Source organism: Streptomyces sp. NBC_00193 (assembly GCF_026342735.1).
In the GTDB taxonomy this organism is placed as follows: domain Bacteria; phylum Actinomycetota; class Actinomycetes; order Streptomycetales; family Streptomycetaceae; genus Streptomyces; species Streptomyces stoeckheimensis.
The window spans coordinates 2,901,380-2,921,822 of sequence record NZ_JAPEMM010000001.1 but is presented as its reverse complement, the minus strand read 5'-3'; the positions used below and the strand labels follow the sequence as shown (position 1 = coordinate 2,921,822).

General features: G+C 70.2%; 18 protein-coding genes, 1 tRNA gene and 1 pseudogene. 13 read left to right on the top strand and 7 right to left on the bottom strand.

The window, feature by feature from the left end; translation table 11 throughout:
- Positions 1–18: 18 nt before the first annotated feature.
- The 3 genes from OG898_RS12910 to OG898_RS12900 form a co-directional block, all read right to left on the bottom strand.
- Entirely contained in the window at positions 19–2,724 is a 2,706-nt protein-coding gene (locus OG898_RS12910; RefSeq protein WP_266956867.1) for a PKD domain-containing protein, read from the bottom strand.
- A 266-nt stretch (positions 2,725–2,990) separates the two neighbouring features.
- The gene (locus OG898_RS12905) at positions 2,991–5,831 is read right to left on the bottom strand and encodes a PKD domain-containing protein (RefSeq protein ID WP_266956865.1); all 2,841 of its coding nucleotides are present in this window, start codon (positions 5,829–5,831) and stop codon (positions 2,991–2,993) included.
- A 48-nt stretch (positions 5,832–5,879) separates the two neighbouring features.
- Positions 5,880–8,657, bottom strand: coding sequence for a PKD domain-containing protein (locus tag OG898_RS12900; protein ID WP_266956863.1), 2,778 nt, complete (start codon positions 8,655–8,657; stop codon positions 5,880–5,882).
- Positions 8,658–8,892: 235 nt separating this feature from the next.
- Between OG898_RS12900 and OG898_RS12895 the strand changes: the two are divergent.
- Together OG898_RS12895 and OG898_RS12890 are read left to right on the top strand one after the other, a co-directional pair.
- Positions 8,893–9,216: pseudogene (locus OG898_RS12895) on the top strand (molybdopterin-dependent oxidoreductase); the annotation flags it as partial.
- 280 nt (positions 9,217–9,496) lie between these two features.
- Positions 9,497–9,844, top strand: coding sequence for a DoxX family protein (locus OG898_RS12890; protein WP_250738511.1), 348 nt, complete (start codon positions 9,497–9,499; stop codon positions 9,842–9,844).
- 18 nt (positions 9,845–9,862) lie between these two features.
- On the opposite strand, the gene OG898_RS12885 is transcribed toward OG898_RS12890, so the two are convergent.
- Positions 9,863–10,675 (bottom strand): VOC family protein, encoded by an 813-nt coding sequence (locus OG898_RS12885; protein WP_250738512.1) that lies wholly within the window; start codon positions 10,673–10,675, stop codon positions 9,863–9,865.
- 108 nt (positions 10,676–10,783) lie between these two features.
- On the opposite strand from OG898_RS12885, the gene OG898_RS12880 reads away from it, so the two are divergent.
- Together OG898_RS12880 and OG898_RS12875 are read left to right on the top strand one after the other, a co-directional pair.
- Positions 10,784–11,419, top strand: coding sequence for an HhH-GPD-type base excision DNA repair protein (locus OG898_RS12880; protein WP_266956861.1), 636 nt, complete (start codon positions 10,784–10,786; stop codon positions 11,417–11,419).
- Positions 11,420–11,473: 54 nt separating this feature from the next.
- A complete protein-coding gene (locus tag OG898_RS12875; protein ID WP_266956859.1) occupies positions 11,474–11,950 on the top strand; it encodes a cupin domain-containing protein in 477 nt (158 codons plus the stop codon).
- On the opposite strand, the gene opcA is transcribed toward OG898_RS12875, so the two are convergent.
- Together opcA and OG898_RS12865 are read right to left on the bottom strand one after the other, a co-directional pair.
- Positions 11,896–12,831 carry a glucose-6-phosphate dehydrogenase assembly protein OpcA gene (gene opcA, locus OG898_RS12870; protein ID WP_250738515.1) on the bottom strand — a complete coding sequence of 312 codons (936 nt, stop codon included), beginning with the start codon at positions 12,829–12,831 and terminating at the stop codon, positions 11,896–11,898. The genes OG898_RS12875 and opcA overlap by 55 nt on opposite strands.
- Positions 12,832–12,886: 55 nt before the next feature.
- Positions 12,887–14,470 (bottom strand): helicase HerA-like domain-containing protein, encoded by a 1,584-nt coding sequence (locus OG898_RS12865; RefSeq protein ID WP_250738516.1) that lies wholly within the window; start codon positions 14,468–14,470, stop codon positions 12,887–12,889.
- Positions 14,471–14,558: 88 nt separating this feature from the next.
- On the opposite strand from OG898_RS12865, the gene OG898_RS12860 reads away from it, so the two are divergent.
- A complete protein-coding gene (locus OG898_RS12860; protein ID WP_112446725.1) occupies positions 14,559–14,855 on the top strand; it encodes a type II toxin-antitoxin system VapB family antitoxin in 297 nt (98 codons plus the stop codon).
- A 122-nt stretch (positions 14,856–14,977) separates the two neighbouring features.
- Positions 14,978–15,637 (top strand): LytR C-terminal domain-containing protein, encoded by a 660-nt coding sequence (locus OG898_RS12855; RefSeq protein ID WP_250738517.1) that lies wholly within the window; start codon positions 14,978–14,980, stop codon positions 15,635–15,637.
- 104 nt (positions 15,638–15,741) lie between these two features.
- On the opposite strand, the gene upp is transcribed toward OG898_RS12855, so the two are convergent.
- Positions 15,742–16,377, bottom strand: a complete 636-nt coding sequence (upp, locus tag OG898_RS12850) for a uracil phosphoribosyltransferase (protein ID WP_250738518.1) — start codon at positions 16,375–16,377, stop codon at positions 15,742–15,744.
- A gap of 193 nt (positions 16,378–16,570) precedes the next feature.
- Between upp and OG898_RS12845 the strand changes: the two genes are divergently transcribed.
- The 7 genes from OG898_RS12845 (at position 16,571) to OG898_RS12815 (ending at position 20,386) form a co-directional block, all read left to right on the top strand.
- Positions 16,571–17,560 carry a universal stress protein gene (locus OG898_RS12845; protein ID WP_250738519.1) on the top strand — a complete coding sequence of 330 codons (990 nt, stop codon included), beginning with the start codon at positions 16,571–16,573 and terminating at the stop codon, positions 17,558–17,560.
- A gap of 128 nt (positions 17,561–17,688) precedes the next feature.
- Complete coding sequence (locus OG898_RS12840; protein ID WP_250738520.1) at positions 17,689–17,862, top strand: hypothetical protein; 174 nt, start codon at positions 17,689–17,691, stop codon at positions 17,860–17,862.
- Positions 17,863–18,148: 286 nt separating this feature from the next.
- Positions 18,149–18,730, top strand: coding sequence for a hypothetical protein (locus OG898_RS12835; protein ID WP_250738521.1), 582 nt, complete (start codon positions 18,149–18,151; stop codon positions 18,728–18,730).
- Positions 18,731–18,807: 77 nt separating this feature from the next.
- On the top strand, positions 18,808–19,236 hold the full coding sequence (gene tadA, locus OG898_RS12830; RefSeq protein WP_250738848.1) for a tRNA adenosine(34) deaminase TadA: 429 nt from the start codon (positions 18,808–18,810) through the stop codon (positions 19,234–19,236).
- A gap of 79 nt (positions 19,237–19,315) precedes the next feature.
- Positions 19,316–19,402, top strand: a tRNA-Ser gene (locus OG898_RS12825).
- A 112-nt stretch (positions 19,403–19,514) separates the two neighbouring features.
- Entirely contained in the window at positions 19,515–19,835 is a 321-nt protein-coding gene (locus tag OG898_RS12820; RefSeq protein WP_266956834.1) for a hypothetical protein, read from the top strand.
- 389 nt (positions 19,836–20,224) lie between these two features.
- Positions 20,225–20,386: a hypothetical protein gene (locus OG898_RS12815; RefSeq protein WP_250738523.1), complete on the top strand. Its 162-nt coding sequence runs from the start codon at positions 20,225–20,227 to the stop codon at positions 20,384–20,386.
- The last annotated feature ends 57 nt before the right edge of the window (positions 20,387–20,443 follow it).

Genomic DNA, 20,443 nt, shown 5'->3' with positions numbered 1-20,443 from the left:
GTTCGTTGCGTGCCGGGGCTAGCCCTGCGTGAAGTAGCCGAGGAGGTCGGTGATCACGTGGTTGGGGCCGCCGTGGCTGTTGAAGACGTTCACCTTGCCGCCGGGGCCGACCGGGGTGGTGACGTGGTTCGGGACGGTGACACCGGGCAGCGTGTTCAGGCTGCTGGCCCCGGGGAGCTGGCCGCCGAAGGCGTAGGCGGTCAGGAAGCCCGGGCCGGTGGAGTCGGTCGCGGTGACGTTCAGGGCCGCGCCCACGGCGTTGGCCGGGAGGCCGGAGACCGTGGTCGTGGCGCCCGGGGCGACCTTGCCCGTGGTGCGGGTGTCGGCGAGCCGCTTCGGCACGACCGGGGTGAAGAGCGCCTTGCCGTCCTTGCCGTAGTAGCCCACCGCGTCCAGGACCAGGTGCGTCGAACCGGAGTTCGTGAACAGGGTGATCGTGCCGTTCGGGCCGACCGGGACGATCGCCTGGTTCGACTTGTCCTTGCCCGGCTCCACGTTCAGGTTCGAGGTCGCCGGACGCTTCGCCGGATCCGGGTACGCGATCACGTGCGCCGGCTGGGTGGCACCCGTACCGGTCAGGTTCAGGGCGACCGCCTTGGCGTCCGCCGGGATGCCGTTCACGCCGGCCACCTTCACCGTGCGCGTCTTGGCGGCGGACAGTGCGCCACCCGACGTACGGGTGTCCAGGACCCGGGTCGGTGCGAGCGGAGAGAACCTCTCGCCCGTGTTCGGCTGGTATCTGCCGAACAGGTCCACGATCAGGGAGGCCTTGCCGGAGTTGAGCTGCGCCTGGATCTTGCCGTCGGCACCCATCGGGACGGTGACCGTGTTGGACGAGGTGCCGCCCCGCGCGACGTTCACGTTCGACGTCGCCGGACGCGGCTGACCGGACGGCCAGACGGTGAGGTGGGTGTCCTCGGTGGCATCCGTGACGGTCACGTTGACGACGACTGCGGTCTCGCCTCCACCGATGGAAACGTCCCGCCCTTTGAAGGCGATGGGACGGGGGGCACCCCCCTGGAGCGGTGCACCCGTCGTCCGGGTGTCCACCACACGGACCGGCAGGAGCGCCTTGTAACCCGATGCGGCGTAGTCGGCCCGCACCGTTTTGACGGCCTTGGACTGCGCACCCTTGGAGTCGTGGACGGTGAGCGTCACCTTGTACGCACCCGGCCGGCGGTACGTGTGCCGTTCGGCCCACAGGCGATCGCGGTGTACGCGGGTACCGTCGCCGAAGTCGATGTCCACGCCCGTCACCGGCCACGGCGTCGTACTGCCGACACTGCCGTCGACGAAGACCGTCAGCGGGGGGACCTCGTCGGTCACGGTCGGCAGGACCGGCCCGGCGATGAAGTCGGCGGTCAGCGGGCCGGCCGGGTCCACATCGATCCATTCCGATGTGGACGACGTGAGTCCGGTGTCGGAGACCGCCGTCAGCTTCACCTCGCAGAAGCACGGCGAGGTGAAGACGTGGGCTGCCGTGGGCTTGGTGGTGTCGACCGGGCCCGTCCCGTCGCCGAAGTCGAAGCGGTACGTCAGCGGAGTCTTCCAGGAGGATTCTCCGACCGCGGTGGCGGTCACCTTGGCTCCGACGGGGGCGGCCCATGTGTCGAACTGCAGCCGGACGCGTGGCATCTCGTCCTGGGTCTCGACGGCGCCGCGGTCGATGTACCCGCCGCCCCTGCCCGTGTTGGCAACCCTGGGGTCGTCCGTGACCGGCTTCCCGTAGTAGTCGTACGGCAGCACGCCGGGCGCCGTCGGATCACCGGAGTCGACTCCGAAGAGACCGTCCCCCGCAACGTTCTCCCAGGGAACGGTGACCCTGAGATCGCGCCCGCCCTGACCGGTCGCTGCCTGGAAGGCCTTGGCCGTGGCGTAGGCGGTACCGGCCCAGTTGTAGGGGGCCAGGTCCCGACCGTTCCCCCTGTTGAGCAGCAGGTTGTAGTCGGCACGGGTGCCAGATGTCGCGCTGCGATCAACCAGCAGGCCGATGGGCACTTCGGTCGACTCGCACAGGGGCTCGGAAGACAGGAAGATCCTGTTGTTGAACACTTGCGAACCGGTGGAAGTGCCGCTGAGCGAGACACCGGCTTCGCAAGTGAACGTAAGCGTGTTGTTGGTGACGATGGTGCCGGGCGCGTCGGTGGTCCTGATCGGACGTCCCCACGAGGCGGAGATCCGGTTGCGGGCGAGCACCGTGTCCCGGGAGCCACCCTCGACCTTGACGTTGTCGAGATCGCTACGAGTGAGACGCACACCTGCACTTGCCTCGCCCACTGTGAGGCGGTGCGCTTCAATCCGGTCGAACTCGACTTCGGTGGCACGGTTGGCCCACATGAAGCTGGTGCTCAGCCCACGCATCACGACGTGGGAGGCACCCTCCACCTTCAGGTCCTTGGCCAGCCTGGCCTTTTGCTCACCGCCCGCGACCTCGACGACGAAGGCGATCGGCTTGCCCGGCTCGCCGGAGCGGTCGATGGTGACGGCCTCGTCGTACGTGCCCGACGTGATCCGCACGGTCTGGCCCGGCTTCACGACCTTTTCGGATGCCGAGATCGTGCAGAACGGGACGGCCCGCGAACCGGGCCCGCCGTCCGAGCAATGGGCGTCGGCCGCGTTGTTCACGTAGAGGTCGGCCGGAGCCCCGGCTGCCGTGGCGGCCGGAACACCGAGAAAGGCGAGGACGCCTGCGGTCAGCAGGGCCGTCGCACGGGAGGGACGCACCAGGAGGGTTCCTTACAAGGAGACATAAGGTGATTCGGACGGGTGCGGCATTGCGCGAACGGAATCGTCCCGTTTCCCCGAAAAATCGTCTTCACCTGCACGCCATCAGGCGCGTCCGATCATCATCCATGGCGCCAAACGCCTGGTCAACGGCCTGCGCACCGAGAATTCTCCCGCGCAAATGTCGAATTGCGACGTCTGCGCAAAAAGACTGTGGGCCGGAACCCGGTCAGGGTTCCGGCCCACACGATGCCTGACGTGATCGGCTACTTCGCCGTGAAATAGCCGAGGAGGTCGGTGATCACGTGGTTGGGGCCGCCGTGGCTGTTGAAGATGCTCACCTTGCCGCCGGCGCCGACCGGGGTGGTGACGTGGTTCGGGACCGTGGTGCCGGGCAGGGTGTTGAGGCTGCTGGCTCCGGGCAGCGTGGCGCCGGAGGCGTACGCCGTGAGGAAGCCCGGGGCGGTGGTGTCGGTCGCGGTGACGTTCAGGACCGCGCCGAGGGCGTCGGCCGGGAGGCCGGAGACCGTGGTGGTGGCACCGGGGGCGACCTTGCCGGTGGTGCGGGTGTCCGCGAGGCGCTTCGGCACGACCGGCGTGAAGAGCGCCTTGCCGTCCTTGCCGTAGTAGCCCACCGCGTCCAGGACCAGGTGCGTCGAGCCGGAGTTCGTGAACAGCGTGATCGTGCCGTTCGGGCCGACCGGGACGATGGCCTGGTTGGACTTGTCCTTGCCCGGCTCCACGTTCAGGTTCGACGTCGCCGGACGCTTCGCCGGATCCGGGTACGCGATCACGTGCGCCGGCTGGGTGGCACCCGTACCGGTCAGGTTCAGGGCGACCGCCTTGGCGTCCGCCGGGATGCCGTTCACGCCGGCCACCTTCACCGTGCGCGTCTTGGCGGCGGACAGCGCGCCACCCGACGTACGGGTGTCCAGGACCCGGGTCGGTGCGAGCGGAGAGAACCTCTCGCCGACGTTGGGCTGGTAGTACCCGACGACGTCGACGATCAGTGCGGCCTTGCCCGCGTTCAGCTGGGCCTGGATCTTGCCGTCAGCACCCACGGGCACGGTCACCGTGTTGGACGAGGTGCCGCCCCGGGCGATGTTCACGTTCGAGGTGGCGGGGCGCGACTGACCCGACGGCCACACCGTGAGGTGGGTGTCCTCCGTGGCATCGGTGACCGTCACGTTCAGGACCACCGCGCTCACGCTCCGGCTGAGCCCGTAGTCCGGAACTCCCCAGCCGACCACGGCCACCGGATGGGCGGAGCCGCCCTTGATGGGGGTGTTCGTGGTACGGGTGTCCAGGACTCGGAGCGGCTCCGTGGCCACGTACCCGGAGGGCGCGTAGTCGACCTGCACGGTCTTGGTGGCCGTCGACGTCGCTCCCTGGACGTCCGTGAGGCTGACCGTCACCTTGTACGTGCCGGGCGTCTTGTAGGCGTGATCCACCTTCTCCAGACCCTTGCGGCTCGAGGTGGTGCCGTCGCCGAAGTCCACCTTCTGCGAACCCACCCGCCACGGCGCCACCGTGGCACCGGGGGTGTCGATGCGGACGGTCATCGGAGCGAGCCGGTTTCCCGTGTCGATGGTGGTCGGCAGGACCGGTGTGGCGGTGAAGTCCGCGGTCAGTACACCGGGTGCGGTCACCTTCGTCGTCCGCGTGGACCCCGCCACCTCCCGCCCCACTGCCGTGACCACCTTCGTCTTGACGTTGTACACGCCCGGCGAGCTGTAGACGTGCTCGACGAAGTTCTTCTTGCTGACGACCGGGGCCGTCCCGTCACCGAAGTCGACGTGGTACGTGAGCGTGGACTGCCAGTTGCTGTCCGTGGAGATGTTCACCCCGACCGCGGTGCCGACCGGAGCCCAGTTGTTCTGCGAGACGTACGACCAGACCATGCTCAGACGGTCCTGCGTCTCCTCCGCGCCACGGTCGATCCACCCGCCGTCCCTGCCCGTGTTGGGGACCCGCGGGTCGTCCGCGGTCGGTCCCCCGTGGATGTCGGTCGGCAGCACGCCCGGCGCCGTCGGATCGCCGGAGTCGACGGTGGGGGACCCGGTCTCGTGCGCACCGACTCCGTCGCGCGAGGCCACGACGATGTCGTGCGCGCCCTGGCCGGTGGCGGCCGTGAACTCCGCCGGGGTCCTGTACCCGGTACCGGCCCACTGATACGGCGTACGCACGGGGCTGTTCTGTCCGAGGCCGCCGGTGATCAGGTTGTAGTCGGCGGCGGTTCCGGCCGCCGCGCTCTCCGACACGCCGATGCTCCGGAAGGGTTCGAAGTTCGAGCAATAATCGGCGGGGTAGATCAGGTTGTTGAACACCTTGGATCCGGTCGAGCCGCCACTGACCCCGATGCCCTCCTTGCAGCCGCTGTAGACCGTGTTGTTGGTCAGGACGGTGCCGGGCGCGTCCACGACTTCGGCCGCCTCCAGACGATTCTGCGCAAAGAAGGTGTTACGGCCGAACAGCGTGTTCCGGGAGCCGCCCTCGACCCGGGCGCTGTGCAGCCGGCTCCGCGTGACGCGCACGTCCTCGCTCCCGCCGCCGACCACCAGGCCGTGGATCTGGCCCCACCCGTTCCCGATCCCGTCCAGCGCGACATCGGTGGAACCGTGGACCCGGATGCCGTCGTCGGTGGTCAGCCCGCGGACCACTACGTGGGAGGCGCCGCTGATGGTCAGGCCGTCCGTCGCGTACGTGTCCGACACCTCCCCCGTATCCGGGTCGGGCTCGCCGGGGATGATGTCGAAGGTGATGGGCTTGCCCGGCTCACCGGAACGGTCGATGGTGACGGACTCCTTGTAGTGCCAGACGGCCGCGTCGACCCACACGGTCTGGCCCGGCTCGACGACCTTGGCCGCCTTCGAGATCGAGCAGAAGGGCACCGCCTGCGAACCCGGTCCGCCGTCGGTGCAGTTCGCGGCGGCACGGTTCACGTAGAGGGCGGACGGGGCCGGCTCGGCGGCCGCGGCGCCCGGGACACCGAGAAGGGTGACGAGGCCTGCGGCGAGCAGGACCGTCGTCGTACGAGTGGGAGGCAACAGGAGGACTTCCTTCGGGAGTTGGGGCTGCCACTGGCCGATGTCTGGAAGACAGCTCACCCCCTCGCATGGTTGTACGAGGGGGTGAGAAAGATCGGTCGGCCGGTCTCAGTTCGCGGTGAAGTAGCCGAGGAGGTCGGTGATCACGTGGTTGGGGCCGCCGTAGCTGTTGAAGATGCTGACCTTGCCGTTCGCGACGGGGGTCGTCACGTGGTTCGGGACCGTGCGGCCGGGCAGCGTGTTCAGGCTGCTGGCGCCCGGGAGCGTGCCGCCGAAGGCGTACGCCGTCAGGAAGCCCGGGGCGGTGGTGTCGGTGGCGGTGATGTTGAGGACCGCGCCGAGGGCGTTGGCCGGGAGGCCCGAGACCGTGGTCGTGGCGCCCGGGGCGACCTTGCCCGTGGTGCGGGTGTCAGCGAGGCGCTTGGGGACGACGGGAGTGAAGAGGGCCTTGCCGTCCTTGCCGTAGTAGCCCACCGCGTCCAGGATCACGTGCGTCGAGCCGGTGTTCGTGAAGAGCGTGATCGTGCCGTTCGGGCCGACCGGGACGATCACCTGGTTGGACTTGTCCTTGCCCGGCTCCACGTTCAGGTTCGACGTCGCCGGACGCTTCGCCGGATCCGGGTACGCGATCACGTGCGCCTGCTCCTTGGCACCCGTACCGGTCAGGTTCAGCGCGACGGCGGTGACGTCCGCCGGGATGCCGTTCACGCCCGCGACCTTCACCGTGCGGGTCTTGGCGCCGGACAGGGGGACACCCATCGTGCGGGTGTCCAGGACGCGGGTCGGAGCCAGCGGGCTGAAGCGCTGCCCCGTCTCCGGCTGGTAGTAGCCGACGAAGTCCACGATCAGTGAGGCCCGGCCCGAGTTGAGCTGGGCGTAGAGCTTGCCGTTGGAGCCGACCGGGACGGTGACCGTGTTGGAGGAGGTGCCGCCGGCGAGGACGTTGACGTTCGAGGTCGCCGGACGGGGCTGGCCCTGGGGCCACACGGTCAGGTGGGTGTCCTCCGTGGCTCCGGTCACCGTCACGTTGACGACCGCCGCGGCCATGCTGCTCGAGAGGGGGTGGCCCGGCACGGCCCGGCCGACGGGCAGGGTCACGGTCACCGGACCCGAGACGGCGCTGCTCGTGGTGCGGGTGTCCATGAGGCGGAACGGCTCGGTGGCCACGTAGCCGGACGGCGCGTAGGCGGCCTTCACGGTGCGGGTGGACGTGGACGTTCCGCCCTTGATGTCGAGGATGGTGACGGTCACCTTGTAGTCGCCGGGCGTCTTGTAGGTGTGCCTGAACGCATCCAGCGCATGGAAGGAGTCGGAGGTGTTGTCGCCGTAGTCGACGTCGACGTTCTGGATCGGCCACGGCGCCGCGGTGGCCTTCGTGTCGAGCTCGAAGGTCAGCGGGGCGACGGGCCACATCTCGTCGTCGGGAACCGGCACGACGGGCTTCGCGGTGAAGACGGTGTTCAGCGGACCGGCCGGAGTCACCTTGACCGGCCACGACGCGGAGAGCTTCGTCCCCAGGGCATTGGCCACGATCACGGTGACGGCGCACGAACAGGGCGAGGTGTAGACGTGCGTCGCCGCTCCGTCGGTGGCGTCTCCCGGGCGGGTGACGATCGGGGGCGTCCCGTCGCCGAAGTCCGTGGTGTACGTCAGCCCGCTGGGCCAGCGGCTGTCCGAGCCGGGGTACGCCGTCACCTTCGTACCGATCGGCGCCCATGCCTGGTCGATCGACAGGAAGGCGTCGGTCAGGTGCTCGGCGGTCTCGTAGGCGCCGCGGTCGACGTACCCGCCGTTCTTGCCGGTGTTGGGGACGCGCGGATCGTCCGCGACCGGGTTCCCGTCCATGTCCCCGGTCAGGAGGGCGCCCGGCGCCGTCGGGTCGCCGGAGTCGATGGTGAGGGAGCCGTCCATCACGCCGACGCGGTCGCGGTTGGGGGTGATGATGTCGTGGCCGCCCTGGCCCGTGGCGGCCGCGAACGCCGCCGCGTCCTTGTAGGCCGTACCGGCCCAGGTGTACGGGACCGTCGCGATCTTGGGGCTGCCCGCGAGCAGGTTGTAGTCGGCCCGGGTGCCGGACGTCGCGCTCTGCGCCACCACGAGGGGGGTGCGGGTCTTGTCCGCCGCGCACGCGGAGGAGTCGGACTCCGCGGTGAGGAACACGTTGTTGAACACGGACGAGCCGGTCGAGCTGCCGCTGACCGAGAGGCTCGTTCCGCAACCGCCGGCGAAGTGGTTGTTGGTGAACGCCGTACCGGGTGCGTCCGCGACGACGGCCGGCTTGTCCGTTCCGCCGACGATCAGGTTCCGGCTGAGGACGGTGCCCCGGCTGCCGCCTTCGATCCGCGGGCTGGTGACGCGGCTCCGGCTGATGCGCACGTCCGTGCTGCCGTCTCCCACCCTCAAGCCCTTGGTGGAACCGTGGATCTCCGACTGTTCCACCACCACGTCGCTGGAACGGTTGATCTTCGCGCCGCCGAAGAGGGTCAGCCCCCGGAGCACCACGTGGGAGGCGCCGGTGATGGTCAGGCCCTCGTCGGAGCGCAGGAGCGCCCGGGAGTCGCCCCTCGCGTCCACGGCGAAGGTGATCGGCTTGCCCGGCTCGCCGGAGCGGTCGATGGTGACGGGCTCGTCGTAGTTCGTCTCCGGGTTGATCCGTACGGTCTGCCCCGGTGCGACGGCCTTCACCGCCGCCTGGATCGTGCAGAACGGGGCGGCCGGCGAACCGGCACCCGTGTCGGTGCAGTGCGCGTCCGGGCGGTTGTTCACGTACAGGTTGGCCGGGCTCTCGGCGGCGGCGACGGCCGGTATGCCGAGGAGGGTGACGCCACCTGCCGTCAGCAGGACCGTGGCACGCGTGCGGAGCACAGCGCTGATGCTCTTGTTCATCCATCCCCCGTCAAATCGTTCGACCGTCACCGCTAGGACGGCCCGGCGCGCGCGATGGTTGTACGGGGACCCGCGCTTTCCGGCTCGGCCATCCGATCCAGCGCGATCCCGAGATCTCGCGATCTCACCATCTGCCAGGCAGATGCGACGAGGTCATGCACAGTTGCGACCCATATCAAGACACCAACCTTGCAGATGAGGTTCCGCAGGGTGCGCCGCCGGGAAAGAGTGAGCCATGGGCAAACTCATGCTGCACGGAGACCTGGACCACCCGGCGACGCTCAGCGCCGCGGATCTGCGGGACTGGGCACAGCACCGTGCCGCGGTCACCTTCGACTGCGCGACGAACGGTCCGCAACACCACGTGTTCGAGGGCCCGTTGCTCCGGGAGGCCATCTCGGCCGCCGGCCCGGCCTTCGACGCCCGCCGCCGCAAGGACCGTTCGCGGTTCCTGCTCGCCGTGACCGGCGGGGACGGGCACCATTCGATGCTGTCCTGGGCCGAGTTGGACGCCGACTTCGGCGCGAGTCCGGTGCTGCTGGCGACCCGCCTCGACGGCTCGGTCGACTTGATCAGCGCGACGACGGAGGACCCGGCGGCCAGGCCGAGGGCCTCGACGGCGTCCTTGGTGCGGCCCGGGGGGCCGCACAAGACCGACGCTAGGCGGCTTCGCCCCGGCCTGCTTTCGACCCGTCGCATCCGCCAGCCGGAACCACCCGAGCGGCTGGCCCGTGCGCCGGCAAAAGATTTCCGGGGTTCCTGTCACACCCGTGCGGTGGCGCGGGTCAGTGCGGTGAGGACGAAAAACACCGTCCCCACCGCCTACCGAGGAGCCCCTCATGCAGATCGCCGCCACCGTCGTCGCCGTCCTCGCCGCCGCCATGTCGGGCTTCTCGGGCTACTCGCTCCTGCGCCGCGCCCCCTGGGTCGTGGAGGCCATGGAGCAGTACGAGGTCCCCAAGGCCTGGTGGACCCCGCTCGGCGCGGCCAAGGCCGCCGGAGCGCTGGGCCTGCTGGCCGGCTTCCTCGTCCCGGCGCTCGGCATCGCCGCCGGCATCGGCCTGGTCCTCTACTACACCGGCGCCGTGATCACCGTGCTCCGGGCCCGGGCGTACGCCCACGTCCCCTTCCCGGTGATCTACATGGCGCCGGTTCTCGCCGCCTTCGCCCTCGGTTTCGCCGCGTAGGGCGCACGGCGCGTGAGGTCAGGCGAACTTCGGCATCTCGCCGACCGTCTTCGCCACGTCGATCACCGCGAAGGCCGCGCCCTGCGGGTCCGTCACCGCCGCGAAGCGGCCGAAGGGGCTGTCCATCGGGCCGAAGTGCAGCTTGCCGCCGTGGGCCTGGGTCTTGGCGACCGCCTCGTCGCAGTCCGGGACGGCGAAGTAGACCTGGACGTACGAGGGGATCTCCGGCGGGAAGTCGGTGCCCATGTTCATCCGGCCCAGCACCGGGTTCTCCGGGCCGCCCAGGCTGAAGACCTTGAAGTCCATCCCGGCCATCTCGGGGTCGTCGCCGGCGTCCATCTGCTGGGCCCCGTAGGGGAAGACCTGCGGGAGGAACGCGTCCGGCTTGGCCACGTCGCGCGAGAAGAACTCGGCCCAGCAGTACGCGCCCGGCTCGCCGGTCTTCTCGAAACCCTTGTGGTCGCCCGGCTGCCAGACCCCGAAGACGGCGCCGCTCGGCTCCTTCGCGATGGCCATCGTGCCGAAGGAGCCGACCTGCATCGGCTCCATCAGGAGCTCGCCGCCGGCCGCCTTGATCTTCGCGGCCGTGGCCGCGGCGTCGGGCGAGGCGAGGTAGAGACACCATTGCGAATGGCCCTCCGCCCCCGGCATCGGCGGCACCACGGCCGCGACGGCCTTGCCGTCGGAGTAGGCCTGCGTGTAGTTCCCGTACTCGCTGCTGGACTCCCCGAAGGTCCAGCCCAGCACGTCGGCGTAGAAGGTCTTCGCGCCCTCCAGATCGGAGAACATCGCGTCCACCCAGCAGGGCGCGCCTTCCGTGAACTCAGCCATGATCGATCGACTCCTGTGTCGTGTACGACGTGACCCGTCTCCGTACTCACGCTAGGCGCGGGGTCCGACAATCGCGCGGGGAGCACCGCCGCGCGGGACCCTGGGTGCATGGACGAGAAGCACGAGACGAACACAGCCGTCACCATCAGGCTCGCCCAGCAGCCGGAGGCCGACGAGCTGCTCGGGCGCAGCCCGCTCGCCGCGCTGGTCGGGATGCTGCTGGACCAGCAGGTACCCATGGAATGGGCGTTCTCGGGGCCCTACACGATCGCCCGGCGCCTCGGCTCCGACGACCTGGACGCGCACGCGATCGCCGCCTACGACCCGGAGGCCTTCGCCGCGCTGCTCTCCGAGAAGCCGGCCGTGCACCGCTACCCGGGGTCGATGGCGAAGCGGGTGCAGCAGCTGTGCGCGTATCTGGTGGAGCACTACGGAGGGGACGCGGCGGCGGTGTGGGCCGACGCGGGTACCGGCGCCGAGCTGCTGGCGCGGCTGCGGGCACTGCCCGGCTTCGGGGAGCAGAAGGCGCAGATCTTCCTGGCGCTGCTCGGCAAGCGGTTCGGGGTGCGGCCGCACGGCTGGCGCGAGGCCGCCGGCGGGTACGGGCCGGCGAACGCCTACCGGTCCGCGGCCGACATCACCGGCCCGGAATCGCTGGCCAAGGTGCGGGCGCACAAGCAGGAGGCGAAGGCCGCCGCGAAGGCGGAGAAAGCGGCCACCAGCCGTCCCAGTAAACGGAATTGACAGTTCGGGCGAGTGTCGCGCCCGCTGTCAGACCCTGCCCCTAAGCTCGGGATCATGACTGAGAACCTGACCCGCGCCGCCAGTGCCGAGATCATCTCCGATGGCCCCGGCAGCCTCATCAGGCTGCTCACCGACACCGCCGAGCTCACCTGCAACACGGCCACCTTCGAGGTCGGCGCGGCGGGTGCCCCGGTGCATTTCCACACCAAGGCGACCGAGTTCTTCCACGTCACGGACGGCTCGCTCGACGTCCTGCTCGGCGACGAGATACACACCCTGACCAAGGGCGACTTTCTCGCCGTGCCCCCCGGCGTGAAGCACGCCTTCGCCCCGGCCGCGGGCGCCACCGCCGAGGTCTTCGTCGGCTTCACCCCCGGCATGGGCCGCTTCGACTACTACCGGCTGCTCGGCCGGGTGCGGGCCGGCGAGGCCACAGTGCAGGACATCATCGACAGCCAGCCCGTCTACGACAACCACTACGCGGAGAGCGACGCCTGGGCCGGCCGCCTGAAGCGCAGCGCCGAGGCGTAGACCTCGTCGGCGTCGAGCCGTCGCAGTTCCTCCGCTATCAGCTCGGCACTGCTGCGGATCTTCAGCGCCACCTTGCGGTCCGGGCTGCCCGGCAGGAGCAGGGTGGCCAGCACCCCGTCCGGGCGGTCCACGCGGATCTCCCCGGCCGAGGTCGTCAGCCGGACCCGGGTGATGACCGGGCCTCCGGTCGCCACCCGCTCCACGGGCACGCCGAGCCGGTCCTCCAGCCAGCGGGCCAGCAGCTCGGAGCTCGCGTTGCCGGGCTCGCTCTCCACCGCCGCGCCCGTCACCGGGAGCGGCTTCTGGTCCAGGGCGGCGGCCAGCAGCGAGCGCCACGGGGTGAGCCGGGTCCAGGCCAGATCGGTGTCCCCGGGCTCGTAGGCGCCGGCCCGGGCATCGAGCGCGGCGACCGGGTCGACGGCCGCCTCGGCATCGGTGATCCGGCGCTGCGCGAGGACGCCGAGCGGATCCCGGGCGGGCGCGTCCGGGGCGTCGGCGGGCCACCAGGCCACCACGGGCGCGTCCGGCACCAGCAGCGGGAGCACGACGGAGCCCGCGTGCTCGGTGAGCGTCCCGTGCAGCCGGAGCAGCACGATCTCCCCGGATCCGGCGTCGGTGCCGACCCGCAGCTCCGCGTCGAGTCGGTTCTGCCGCAACCGGTGCGAGCCGCGCGCGGTGCGCTTGATCACCGCGATGATCCGGCAGGGGTGCTCGCGCGAGGCCTCGGAGGCCGCGCGGACGGCGTCGTAGGCGTTCTCCTCGTCCGTGGCGACGAGGAGGTTGAGCACGAGCCCCATCGTGGGGCTCCCGACGGCCCGTCGCGCGTCGAGCAGGGCCCGGTTGACCTTGCTGGAGGTCGTATCGGTGAGTTCGGTCCGCATGCTCCGAGTCTCGCAGGCCGGACGGGGCCACCGGTACGGATTCCCCTGCGCGGTGTCAGCGGCGCCGCCTGGCCGTGCCGAAGATGGACCGGGAGATCTCGCGGCCCAGCTGCGTACCGATCGACCTGGCCAGGGAGCGGAAGAGCCCGCTGCCCACCACCTGCTCCGCCAGCGAGGGGTCCGGCTTCGGCGCGGCCTTCGCGGCCGCCTTCGCCTGCTTCTCCGCCTCCGCCGCGGCGGCTGCCGCCTCGGCTTCCGCCTCCGCCGCCGCCTGCTCGGCGCTGATCTTCTCGTACGCCGATTCCCGGTCGATGGGCTCCGCGTACCGCGAGTAGAGCAGGGAGGACTTCACCGCCTGGTCCAGCGCGGCCGCGTCGATCGGCCCCATCAGCGACTGCGGGGCCCGCAGCCGGGTGGCCGCCACCGGGGTCGGTGCGCCGTTCTCGCTGAGCACCGTGATCACCGCCTCGCCCGTCCCCAGCTGGGTCAGCAGCTCCTCCAGGTCGTAGGCGGAGTTCGGGAAGGTCTTCACCGTCGCCTTCAGCGCCTTCGCGTCGTCCGGGGTGAAGGCGCGCAGCGCGTGCTGCACCCGGTTGCCGAGCTGCGCCAGCACGTCGGCCGGCACGTCCTTGGGGGTCTGGGTGACGAAGAAGACGCCGATGCCCTTGGAGCGGATCAGCCGGACCGTCTGCGTGATGGCTTCGAGGAAGGCTTTCGAGGCCCCGTTGAACAACAGGTGCGCCTCGTCGAAGAAGAAGACCAGTTTGGGCTTCTCCAGATCGCCGACTTCCGGAAGGTCGGTGTACAGATCCGCCAGCAGCCACATCAGGAAGGTGGAGAAGAGCTGCGGTTTGTCCTGGACCGCCGGGAGCTCCAGTACGGAGACCAGTCCGCGCCCGTCCGCCGCCGTCCGGAGGAATTCGCTGGTGTCGAATTCGGGCTCGCCGAAGAATTCCGCGGCCCCCTGCTGTTCGAAGGCGGTGAGCGCCCGCAGAATCACTCCGGCGGTCACCGTGGAGAGTCCTCCGATGCCCTTGAGCTCGGGCTTCCCCTTGTCCGACACCAGGAAGGCGACGACCGCCCGCAGGTCCTTGAGGTCGATCAGTTCCAGGCCCTTGGTATCGGCGTAGTGGAAGATCAGCCCGAGCGACTGCTCCTGCGTCTGGTTGAGCTGGAGCACCTTGGACATCAGGACCGGGCCGAAGCTCGTCACGGTGGACCGGAGCGGGATTCCGGGGCCGATCCCGCCGAGCGAGTAGAACTCGCTCGGGAATCCGGCGCCCTCCCATTCCTGGGCCACGTCCTTGGCCCGTTCCTCGATCTTGTCGTTGGTCGCGCCGGGCGCCGAGATCCCCGAGACATCGCCCTTGATGTCCGCGAGGAAGACCGGAACGCCGTTGGCCGACAGCTGCTCGGCGATGAGCTGCAGCGTCTTGGTCTTTCCGGTTCCGGTGGCGCCCGCGACCAGTCCGTGCCGGTTGAGCATCGACAGCGGGATGCGGATCTGGTGCTCCGGCAGGCAGGCCCCGTCCCAGAGCAGGGCCCCCAGATCGAGCGCGGGTCCGGTGAAGGCGTACCCCGCGGCGATCTGGCCGGCAGGGGACGCGGCAGGGGACGCGGAGTCGGTGCTCTGGCTCATATATCACTCCCGAAATAGCACTATGTGCCACCTTTGCACCGTCATCGCAAGGCTGCGCCCTTAGGCCCTTGCCCGGTAGGCTTTCCGTGTGATCTTCAAGCGCATCGGAAATAGGCGGCCGTACCCCGACCACGGCAGGGAAACCACCCGGCAGTGGGCGGATGTCGCCCCGCGCCCGGTCCGGCTCGACCAGCTTGTGACCACCAAGGGCCAGCTCGACCTCGAAACGCTGCTCGCCGAGGATTCGACCTTCTACGGGGACCTCTTCGCCCACGTCGTGAAGTGGCAGGGCGACCTGTACCTCGAGGACGGTCTGCACCGCGCCGTCCGCGCCGCGCTCCAGCAGCGCCAGGTCCTGCACGCGCGCGTCCTCGAACTGGGCTGACGGGCTCCTTCCAGGCTCCTTCCGGCTGTCTGATAGATCCCGGTTGCGCCTTTCGGGTCAGGCTTGCCCTATGAACAGATGATTCAGTGGGCATCGGCAGCGGTCGGCATTACGCTGCGCACATGAGCATGCTCACTCCCCCTGGCATGGGCGGAAAGTACAAGGTCACGGGAGCGGCTTACCCCCGCATGACCCGCCCTCGACGCCGCCGCCGGATCGTCCTCGTGGTGCTCGGATCGATCATCGGGCTCGCCCTGATCGCTTACGGGGCCGTGCAGCTCATCGATGTGTTCGGCGGCGACGCGGACAAACGCAAGACCGCCGCCGCGGCCAAGGACTGCGCGACCCCGCCCGCCAAGGCCGGCTCCGCGGCTTCCGCCGCGCCGGCTTCCGCCGCGCCGCAGGTCGTCCTCCCGCCGCCCGGCGGGATCACGGTCAACGTCTACAACGCGACCCCGCGCGCCGGCCTCGCCAAGGCCGTGGGCGATGAGCTCAAGGCCCGCGGCTTCGTCATCGGCAAGGTCGGCAACGCCCCCGCCGACTTCGACAAGAAGGTCCCGGGCGCCGGGATACTGGTCGGCTCGCCGCAGACGGACAAGGCCGCCTTCTCCGTCCTCGGCACCAACCTCGCCGGCGCCACCCAGCAGACCGACGCCCGCGAGACCGCGGACATCGACCTGATCCTGGGCGACGCCTTCAAGGAACTCACGCCCAAGGCCGACGCCGACAAGGCCCTGGCCGTCCTGGCCAACCCCCAGCCGGCACCCGCCAAGAAGTGCTGACCGGCTGACGCCGACCACACGAGAAAGCCCGGCCTCCCGAAGGGGGGCCGGGCTTTGGGACCTCTGCGCCGATCCGCGCCGGTCGGTGTTCCTCCGCCGAGCCGTTACTCCGCCGAGCCGTACATGCGGTCGCCCGCGTCACCCAGGCCCGGCACGATGTAGCCGTGCTCGTTGAGCCGCTCGTCCACCGCGGCCGTCACCACCGTCACCGGCGTGCCCGCGAGCTCGCGCTCCATGATCTCGACGCCCTCGGGCGCGGCCAGCAGCACCACCGCGGTCACGTCGTCCGCACCGCGCTTGATGAGTTCCTTGATCGCCGCGACGAGCGTGCCGCCGGTGGCGAGCATCGGGTCCACCACGTAGACCTGGCGGCCCGAGAGGTCCTCCGGCATGCGCGTCGCGTACGTGGAGGCCTCCAGGGTCTCCTCGTTGCGGACCATGCCGAGGAAGCCGACCTCGGCGGTCGGGAGCAGCCGCACCATGCCGTCGAGCATGCCGAGACCGGCGCGCAGGATCGGTACGACCAGCGGCCGCGGGTAGGAGAGCTTCACGCCGGTGGTCGGACCGACCGGGGTGACGATGTCGGCCTGCTCGGTGCGCACGTCCCGGGTGGCCTCGTACGCGAGCAGGGTCACCAGCTCGTCGGCGAGGCGCCGGAAGGTGGGGGAGTCGGTGCGCTTGTCGCGCAGGGTGGTGAGTTTGTGCGCCACCAACGGGTGATCCACGACCTGCAAACGCACAACATCCTCCAAAACTCGGCTGTCGCAGCGAAAGCTGCGACCTGCACCGCCGCCACCTGCGAAAACGGCCGCAAATGCGCGACCCACACCCAAAAGGCTACGCGCTGCGCCCACCCCTTCGCGCCCGAAGCGGCGGCCACGCCCGGAAACCCCTGGAGATGCGACCCGCCCGGACCCCCAGCACGCTGGACGGATGACCCACGAGACCGACGCAATGGTGATCGCCGCCGTAGACGGATCCGAACACAGCCTCAAGGCCCTGGAGTGGGCAAGGGCTGCGGCCGTACGCCACGGCAGCGGGCTCGTCGTCGCCCACGTGCTGTCCGACAGCGTCCAGCTGTACGCGGCACGCCGTTCCTCCCTCTACGACCGCACCGAGCCCGAAGAGGCCGAGGACCCCGTCAGCGTGCGCATACGGGCCCACCTGGCCGAGGGCGGCCCGCTCCCCTCCGAGGTCCGCTACGAGTCCCTGGAGGGCTCCGTCCCGGAGGCCCTGCGGGACATCGGGGAGGGCGCCCGGATGCTGGTGATGGGCTCCCGGGGCCGCGGCGGCTTCGCCGCGCTGCTGCTCGGTTCGAACAGCCGCGCCGTGGCCACCAGCGCCGCTTGCCCGGTGGTCGTCGTCGCGCACGAGGCGCGCGGGGCGGAGGGGGCCGACGGGGCCGCAGGGGCCTCGGCCGGGCGCGTGGTGGTGGGACTGCACGCCGCGGAGACGCCCGACAACGTCCTGGACTTCGCGTTCACGGAGGCCGCCGCGCGGGACACCACCCTCCAGGTGGTCTCGGCGTACAGCATCCCGCCGTCGCCGACGATGGTGATCGACAGCCCGTTCGCGGTGATCCCGCCGGAGGCGCTGGTGGGGGAGGACGAGAACGCGGTGCCGGCCGAGCGGGAGATGCTCCGCGCCCAGACGGAGCGGCTCGCACCGTTCCGGGCGAAGTACCCGACGGTGCCCGTCGAGCAGGCCGCGGTGCCCGGGGACGCGGCCGGGCGGCTCGTCGACACCTCGAAGTCGGCGGCGCTGGTCGTCGTGGGCCGGCACCACCCGCGCCGGCACATCCGGTCCCTGATGATCGGCTCGGTCGCGAATGCCGTGCTGCAGCACGCGCACGGGCCGGTGGCGATCGTCCCGACGTTGTCGGAGTCGGTGGGGTCCCCGGAGTCGGCGGGGGAGTCCGCGTAGCCGGGATTGTCGGAATCCGACTGAATTCCTCTCGAGTCGTGGCAGAAGGTGGCATCAAACGGCCGGTCCGAGGGAAGGTGGGGGTTCGGGGGGACGGACCGGACCGGACCAGCCAGGGGCGGTGACCCATGCCCGATGAAGATCACGAGCCACTGGAGACGACGGCACAGCGCAGAGCCCGGCGCGCGCAGTTCCTCCGTGACCTGCACGAGGCCCGGGAACTGCGCGACCGGGTGCAGCCCAGGCGCGCCCGCGCCGCCCGCATGCGCCAGCAGATGCGCATGCGCACCTTCCGCTGGTGAGCCCCTCCGGGGCCCCTGCCGCGGCGCCCGTCCAGGCCCTGCCGAGGCCCGCGCCCAAGCCCTGCCGAGGCCCCGCCCGGCCGCCGCCCCGCCCCCGGCACGAGGCCCCGTACAACACGCGCGGCCAGCGCCACGGCGCGGAAGACCTCTCGCAATGGCTCCGTTTCTGCCACGATGCCGACTGGGCGGGGTACGAAACGGTGAGCACGACGACCGTTCCACCCCCACCCACCTCCGGCCGGGGGGAACTCCAACCGGCACGCCTATGACCAGTGGGAGAGTCACGGTGTATTTCGCCGCACTGCTCGCGCGCACCGAAGACGGGTGGGAAGCGAGCGACATGGAACTCGACGATGTCGAGTCTCTGAGTGATCTGATCGATCTCGCCCGCTCCGCCTCTGTCGACGACGACACGGTGGTAGCCCTCATCGAACAGGAGGACGCCTGGTTCGGGGTCGTCCGGGTGGACGGCGAAGAGGACCCGCGCTACTACGTGTCCAACGCCTCCGCCGCCTCCCGCAGCTCCTACGGCTCGATGCTGACCGACGAGCTGCTCGGCAAGGACGAGGAGGACGACGAACTCGACGAGCTGGACCTCGACGGAACCGAGGACGGCGAGGACGAGGTCATCGCCTCCTACCCGGACGGCGGACCCGCCGACAGAGACCAGGAGGACGAGGACGACGAGGACGAAGGCCACGACGTACGCGCCGGCGCCGAACCGGCACCCGCCGGGCCGCTCGGCGACCCCAGGCTGCTCGACGACCTCGGGGTCAGCCACAAACAACTGATGACCCTGGACGGGGACGCGCTCTCGGAGATCGCCGAATCGCTCGGCGCCACCGAGGTCCTGGAGGCCGTCCGCTAGTGATCCCCGCGCACCACCACACCCCGCGGCCCACCCCGTACACGCCCGATCCCGTACGGGACCCGTGGCAGGACTCCATGCGCCTGGCGCTCCTGGAGGCCGCCCGGGCGGTGCCGGCCGGCGACGTGCCGGTCGGCGCCGTGGTGCTCGGCCCGGACGGGAAGCTCCTGGCCACCGGGCACAACGAGCGGGAGGCGACCGGAGACCCGACGGCACACGCCGAGGTACTGGCGCTGCGCCGGGCCGCCACCGCCCTCGGGGAATGGCGGCTCCCGGGGTGCACCCTCGTGGTGACCCTGGAGCCGTGCGTGATGTGCGCGGGCGCCCTCGTGCAGTCACGGGTGGCCCGGGTGGTCTACGGGGCGTCCGACGAGAAGGCGGGCGCCGCCGGGTCGCTGTGGGACCTCGTACGGGACCGCAGGCTCAACCACCGGCCCGAGGTGATCGCGGGCGTGCTCGCGGGGGAGTGCGCGCAGCAGCTCACCGACTTCTTCCGCGACCTCTGAGGGTCGCCTGAAGGTTCGCGCGAAGGTTCCGGGCGTATGGATTTCAGAGCACGGGTCTCCTTGGGCTAAGCTCTCTCTCGGTAGCGTGTCCGAGCGGCCGAAGGAGCACGCCTCGAAAGCGTGTGATGGTGCAAGCTATCCGTGGGTTCAAATCCCACCGCTACCGCTCTGATCGAGAGCCCCGCCCCGCAAGGGTCGGGGCTCTCGTCGTTTCCGGGTGCAGTACGCCGTACGCCGCGCGCAATGCGGCCGGCGTCCGGCGTCCGAGGGACATCCGCGTGACCGCCCGCGCCCTCGGCCGTTGTCACGGCATGACCAAGACCCAGCGCATCCTCGCCGCCATCGCCCTCGCGGGGGCCGCCGCGGGCCTCGCGGCGCCCGCCGCCTCCGCCGCACCGATCTCCCCGCTCACCCTCCCGGACCTGCCGGCGCCGCAGGGCATGTCGGACGGGGCGAGCCCGTCCTCGGTGCAGGAGATCGGCGGGCAGGTCAGCGGCGGCCTGAACCAGCTCAACCAGCTGATGGAGCTGCCGAACCACCTCGCGCCCGTGATCGCCCCGGTCCAGCCGATCGCCGACCTGGCCGGCGGCCTGGAGTAGGCGCACCGGACCCGGATGCCGCACCGTTCGGCGGACAACGCGAAGAAGGCCCCGACCTGAGTCGGGACCTTCAACGGTTGGGACGGGGGAAGTGGCATCGGGGGGACAAGCCACTTCCCCCGATGAGGACGGAACCTGCCAGTCCAAGCCGCAGTCAGGGGGGAAGCTTGCGGCTCGGACCCCGCAGTGAGGTCCTGTCCCTCGCTCACCGATTTCCTGCCAGAACCGGTGGGCTCGTGTTCAATACTGCGCCTCCGGAGACCGTCGGCACACCGGCAAAGGGCCTGTGCCACGAGGCCATTGGTCCTTAAAGGCCAGGTGAGTGTTCGAACACGACCGGCTAGACTCTGCCGACCTTGCAGGACCGGTTGGGGAGGCCGACAGCGCACGTGGAAACCAAGAAGCTGATCTCGGGCGCCCTCACCATCTTCGTCCTCTTCGTCATCATCACTCAGCCCGTAAAAGCCGCCGATATGGTGCAAATAGGCTTCCAAGGAATCTCGGATGCCGCAACGGCGATCGGCGAGTTCATGACCGAACTGGTGCGCTGAACCCGTACGCTGAAGCGGTTTCCGGACTTCCCGGCCCCCCACTCCGACGGGTGGGGG

Bases quoted from the DNA above. Each gene is read 5' to 3' on its own strand.
- OG898_RS12900 (WP_266956863.1), bottom strand. From the start codon at position 8,657: ATGAACAAGAGCATCAGCGCTGTGCTCCGCACGCGTGCCACGGTCCTG.
- OG898_RS12890 (WP_250738511.1), top strand. From the start codon at position 9,497: ATGCAGATCGCCGCCACCGTCGTCGCCGTCCTCGCCGCCGCCATGTCG.
- OG898_RS12885 (WP_250738512.1), bottom strand. From the start codon at position 10,675: ATGGCTGAGTTCACGGAAGGCGCGCCCTGCTGGGTGGACGCGATGTTC.
- OG898_RS12880 (WP_266956861.1), top strand. From the start codon at position 10,784: ATGGACGAGAAGCACGAGACGAACACAGCCGTCACCATCAGGCTCGCC.
- OG898_RS12875 (WP_266956859.1), top strand. From the start codon at position 11,474: ATGACTGAGAACCTGACCCGCGCCGCCAGTGCCGAGATCATCTCCGAT.
- opcA (WP_250738515.1), bottom strand. From the start codon at position 12,831: ATGCGGACCGAACTCACCGATACGACCTCCAGCAAGGTCAACCGGGCC.
- OG898_RS12865 (WP_250738516.1), bottom strand. From the start codon at position 14,470: ATGAGCCAGAGCACCGACTCCGCGTCCCCTGCCGCGTCCCCTGCCGGC.
- OG898_RS12855 (WP_250738517.1), top strand. From the start codon at position 14,978: ATGAGCATGCTCACTCCCCCTGGCATGGGCGGAAAGTACAAGGTCACG.
- OG898_RS12845 (WP_250738519.1), top strand. From the start codon at position 16,571: ATGACCCACGAGACCGACGCAATGGTGATCGCCGCCGTAGACGGATCC.
- OG898_RS12840 (WP_250738520.1), top strand. From the start codon at position 17,689: ATGCCCGATGAAGATCACGAGCCACTGGAGACGACGGCACAGCGCAGA.
- tadA (WP_250738848.1), top strand. From the start codon at position 18,808: ATGCGCCTGGCGCTCCTGGAGGCCGCCCGGGCGGTGCCGGCCGGCGAC.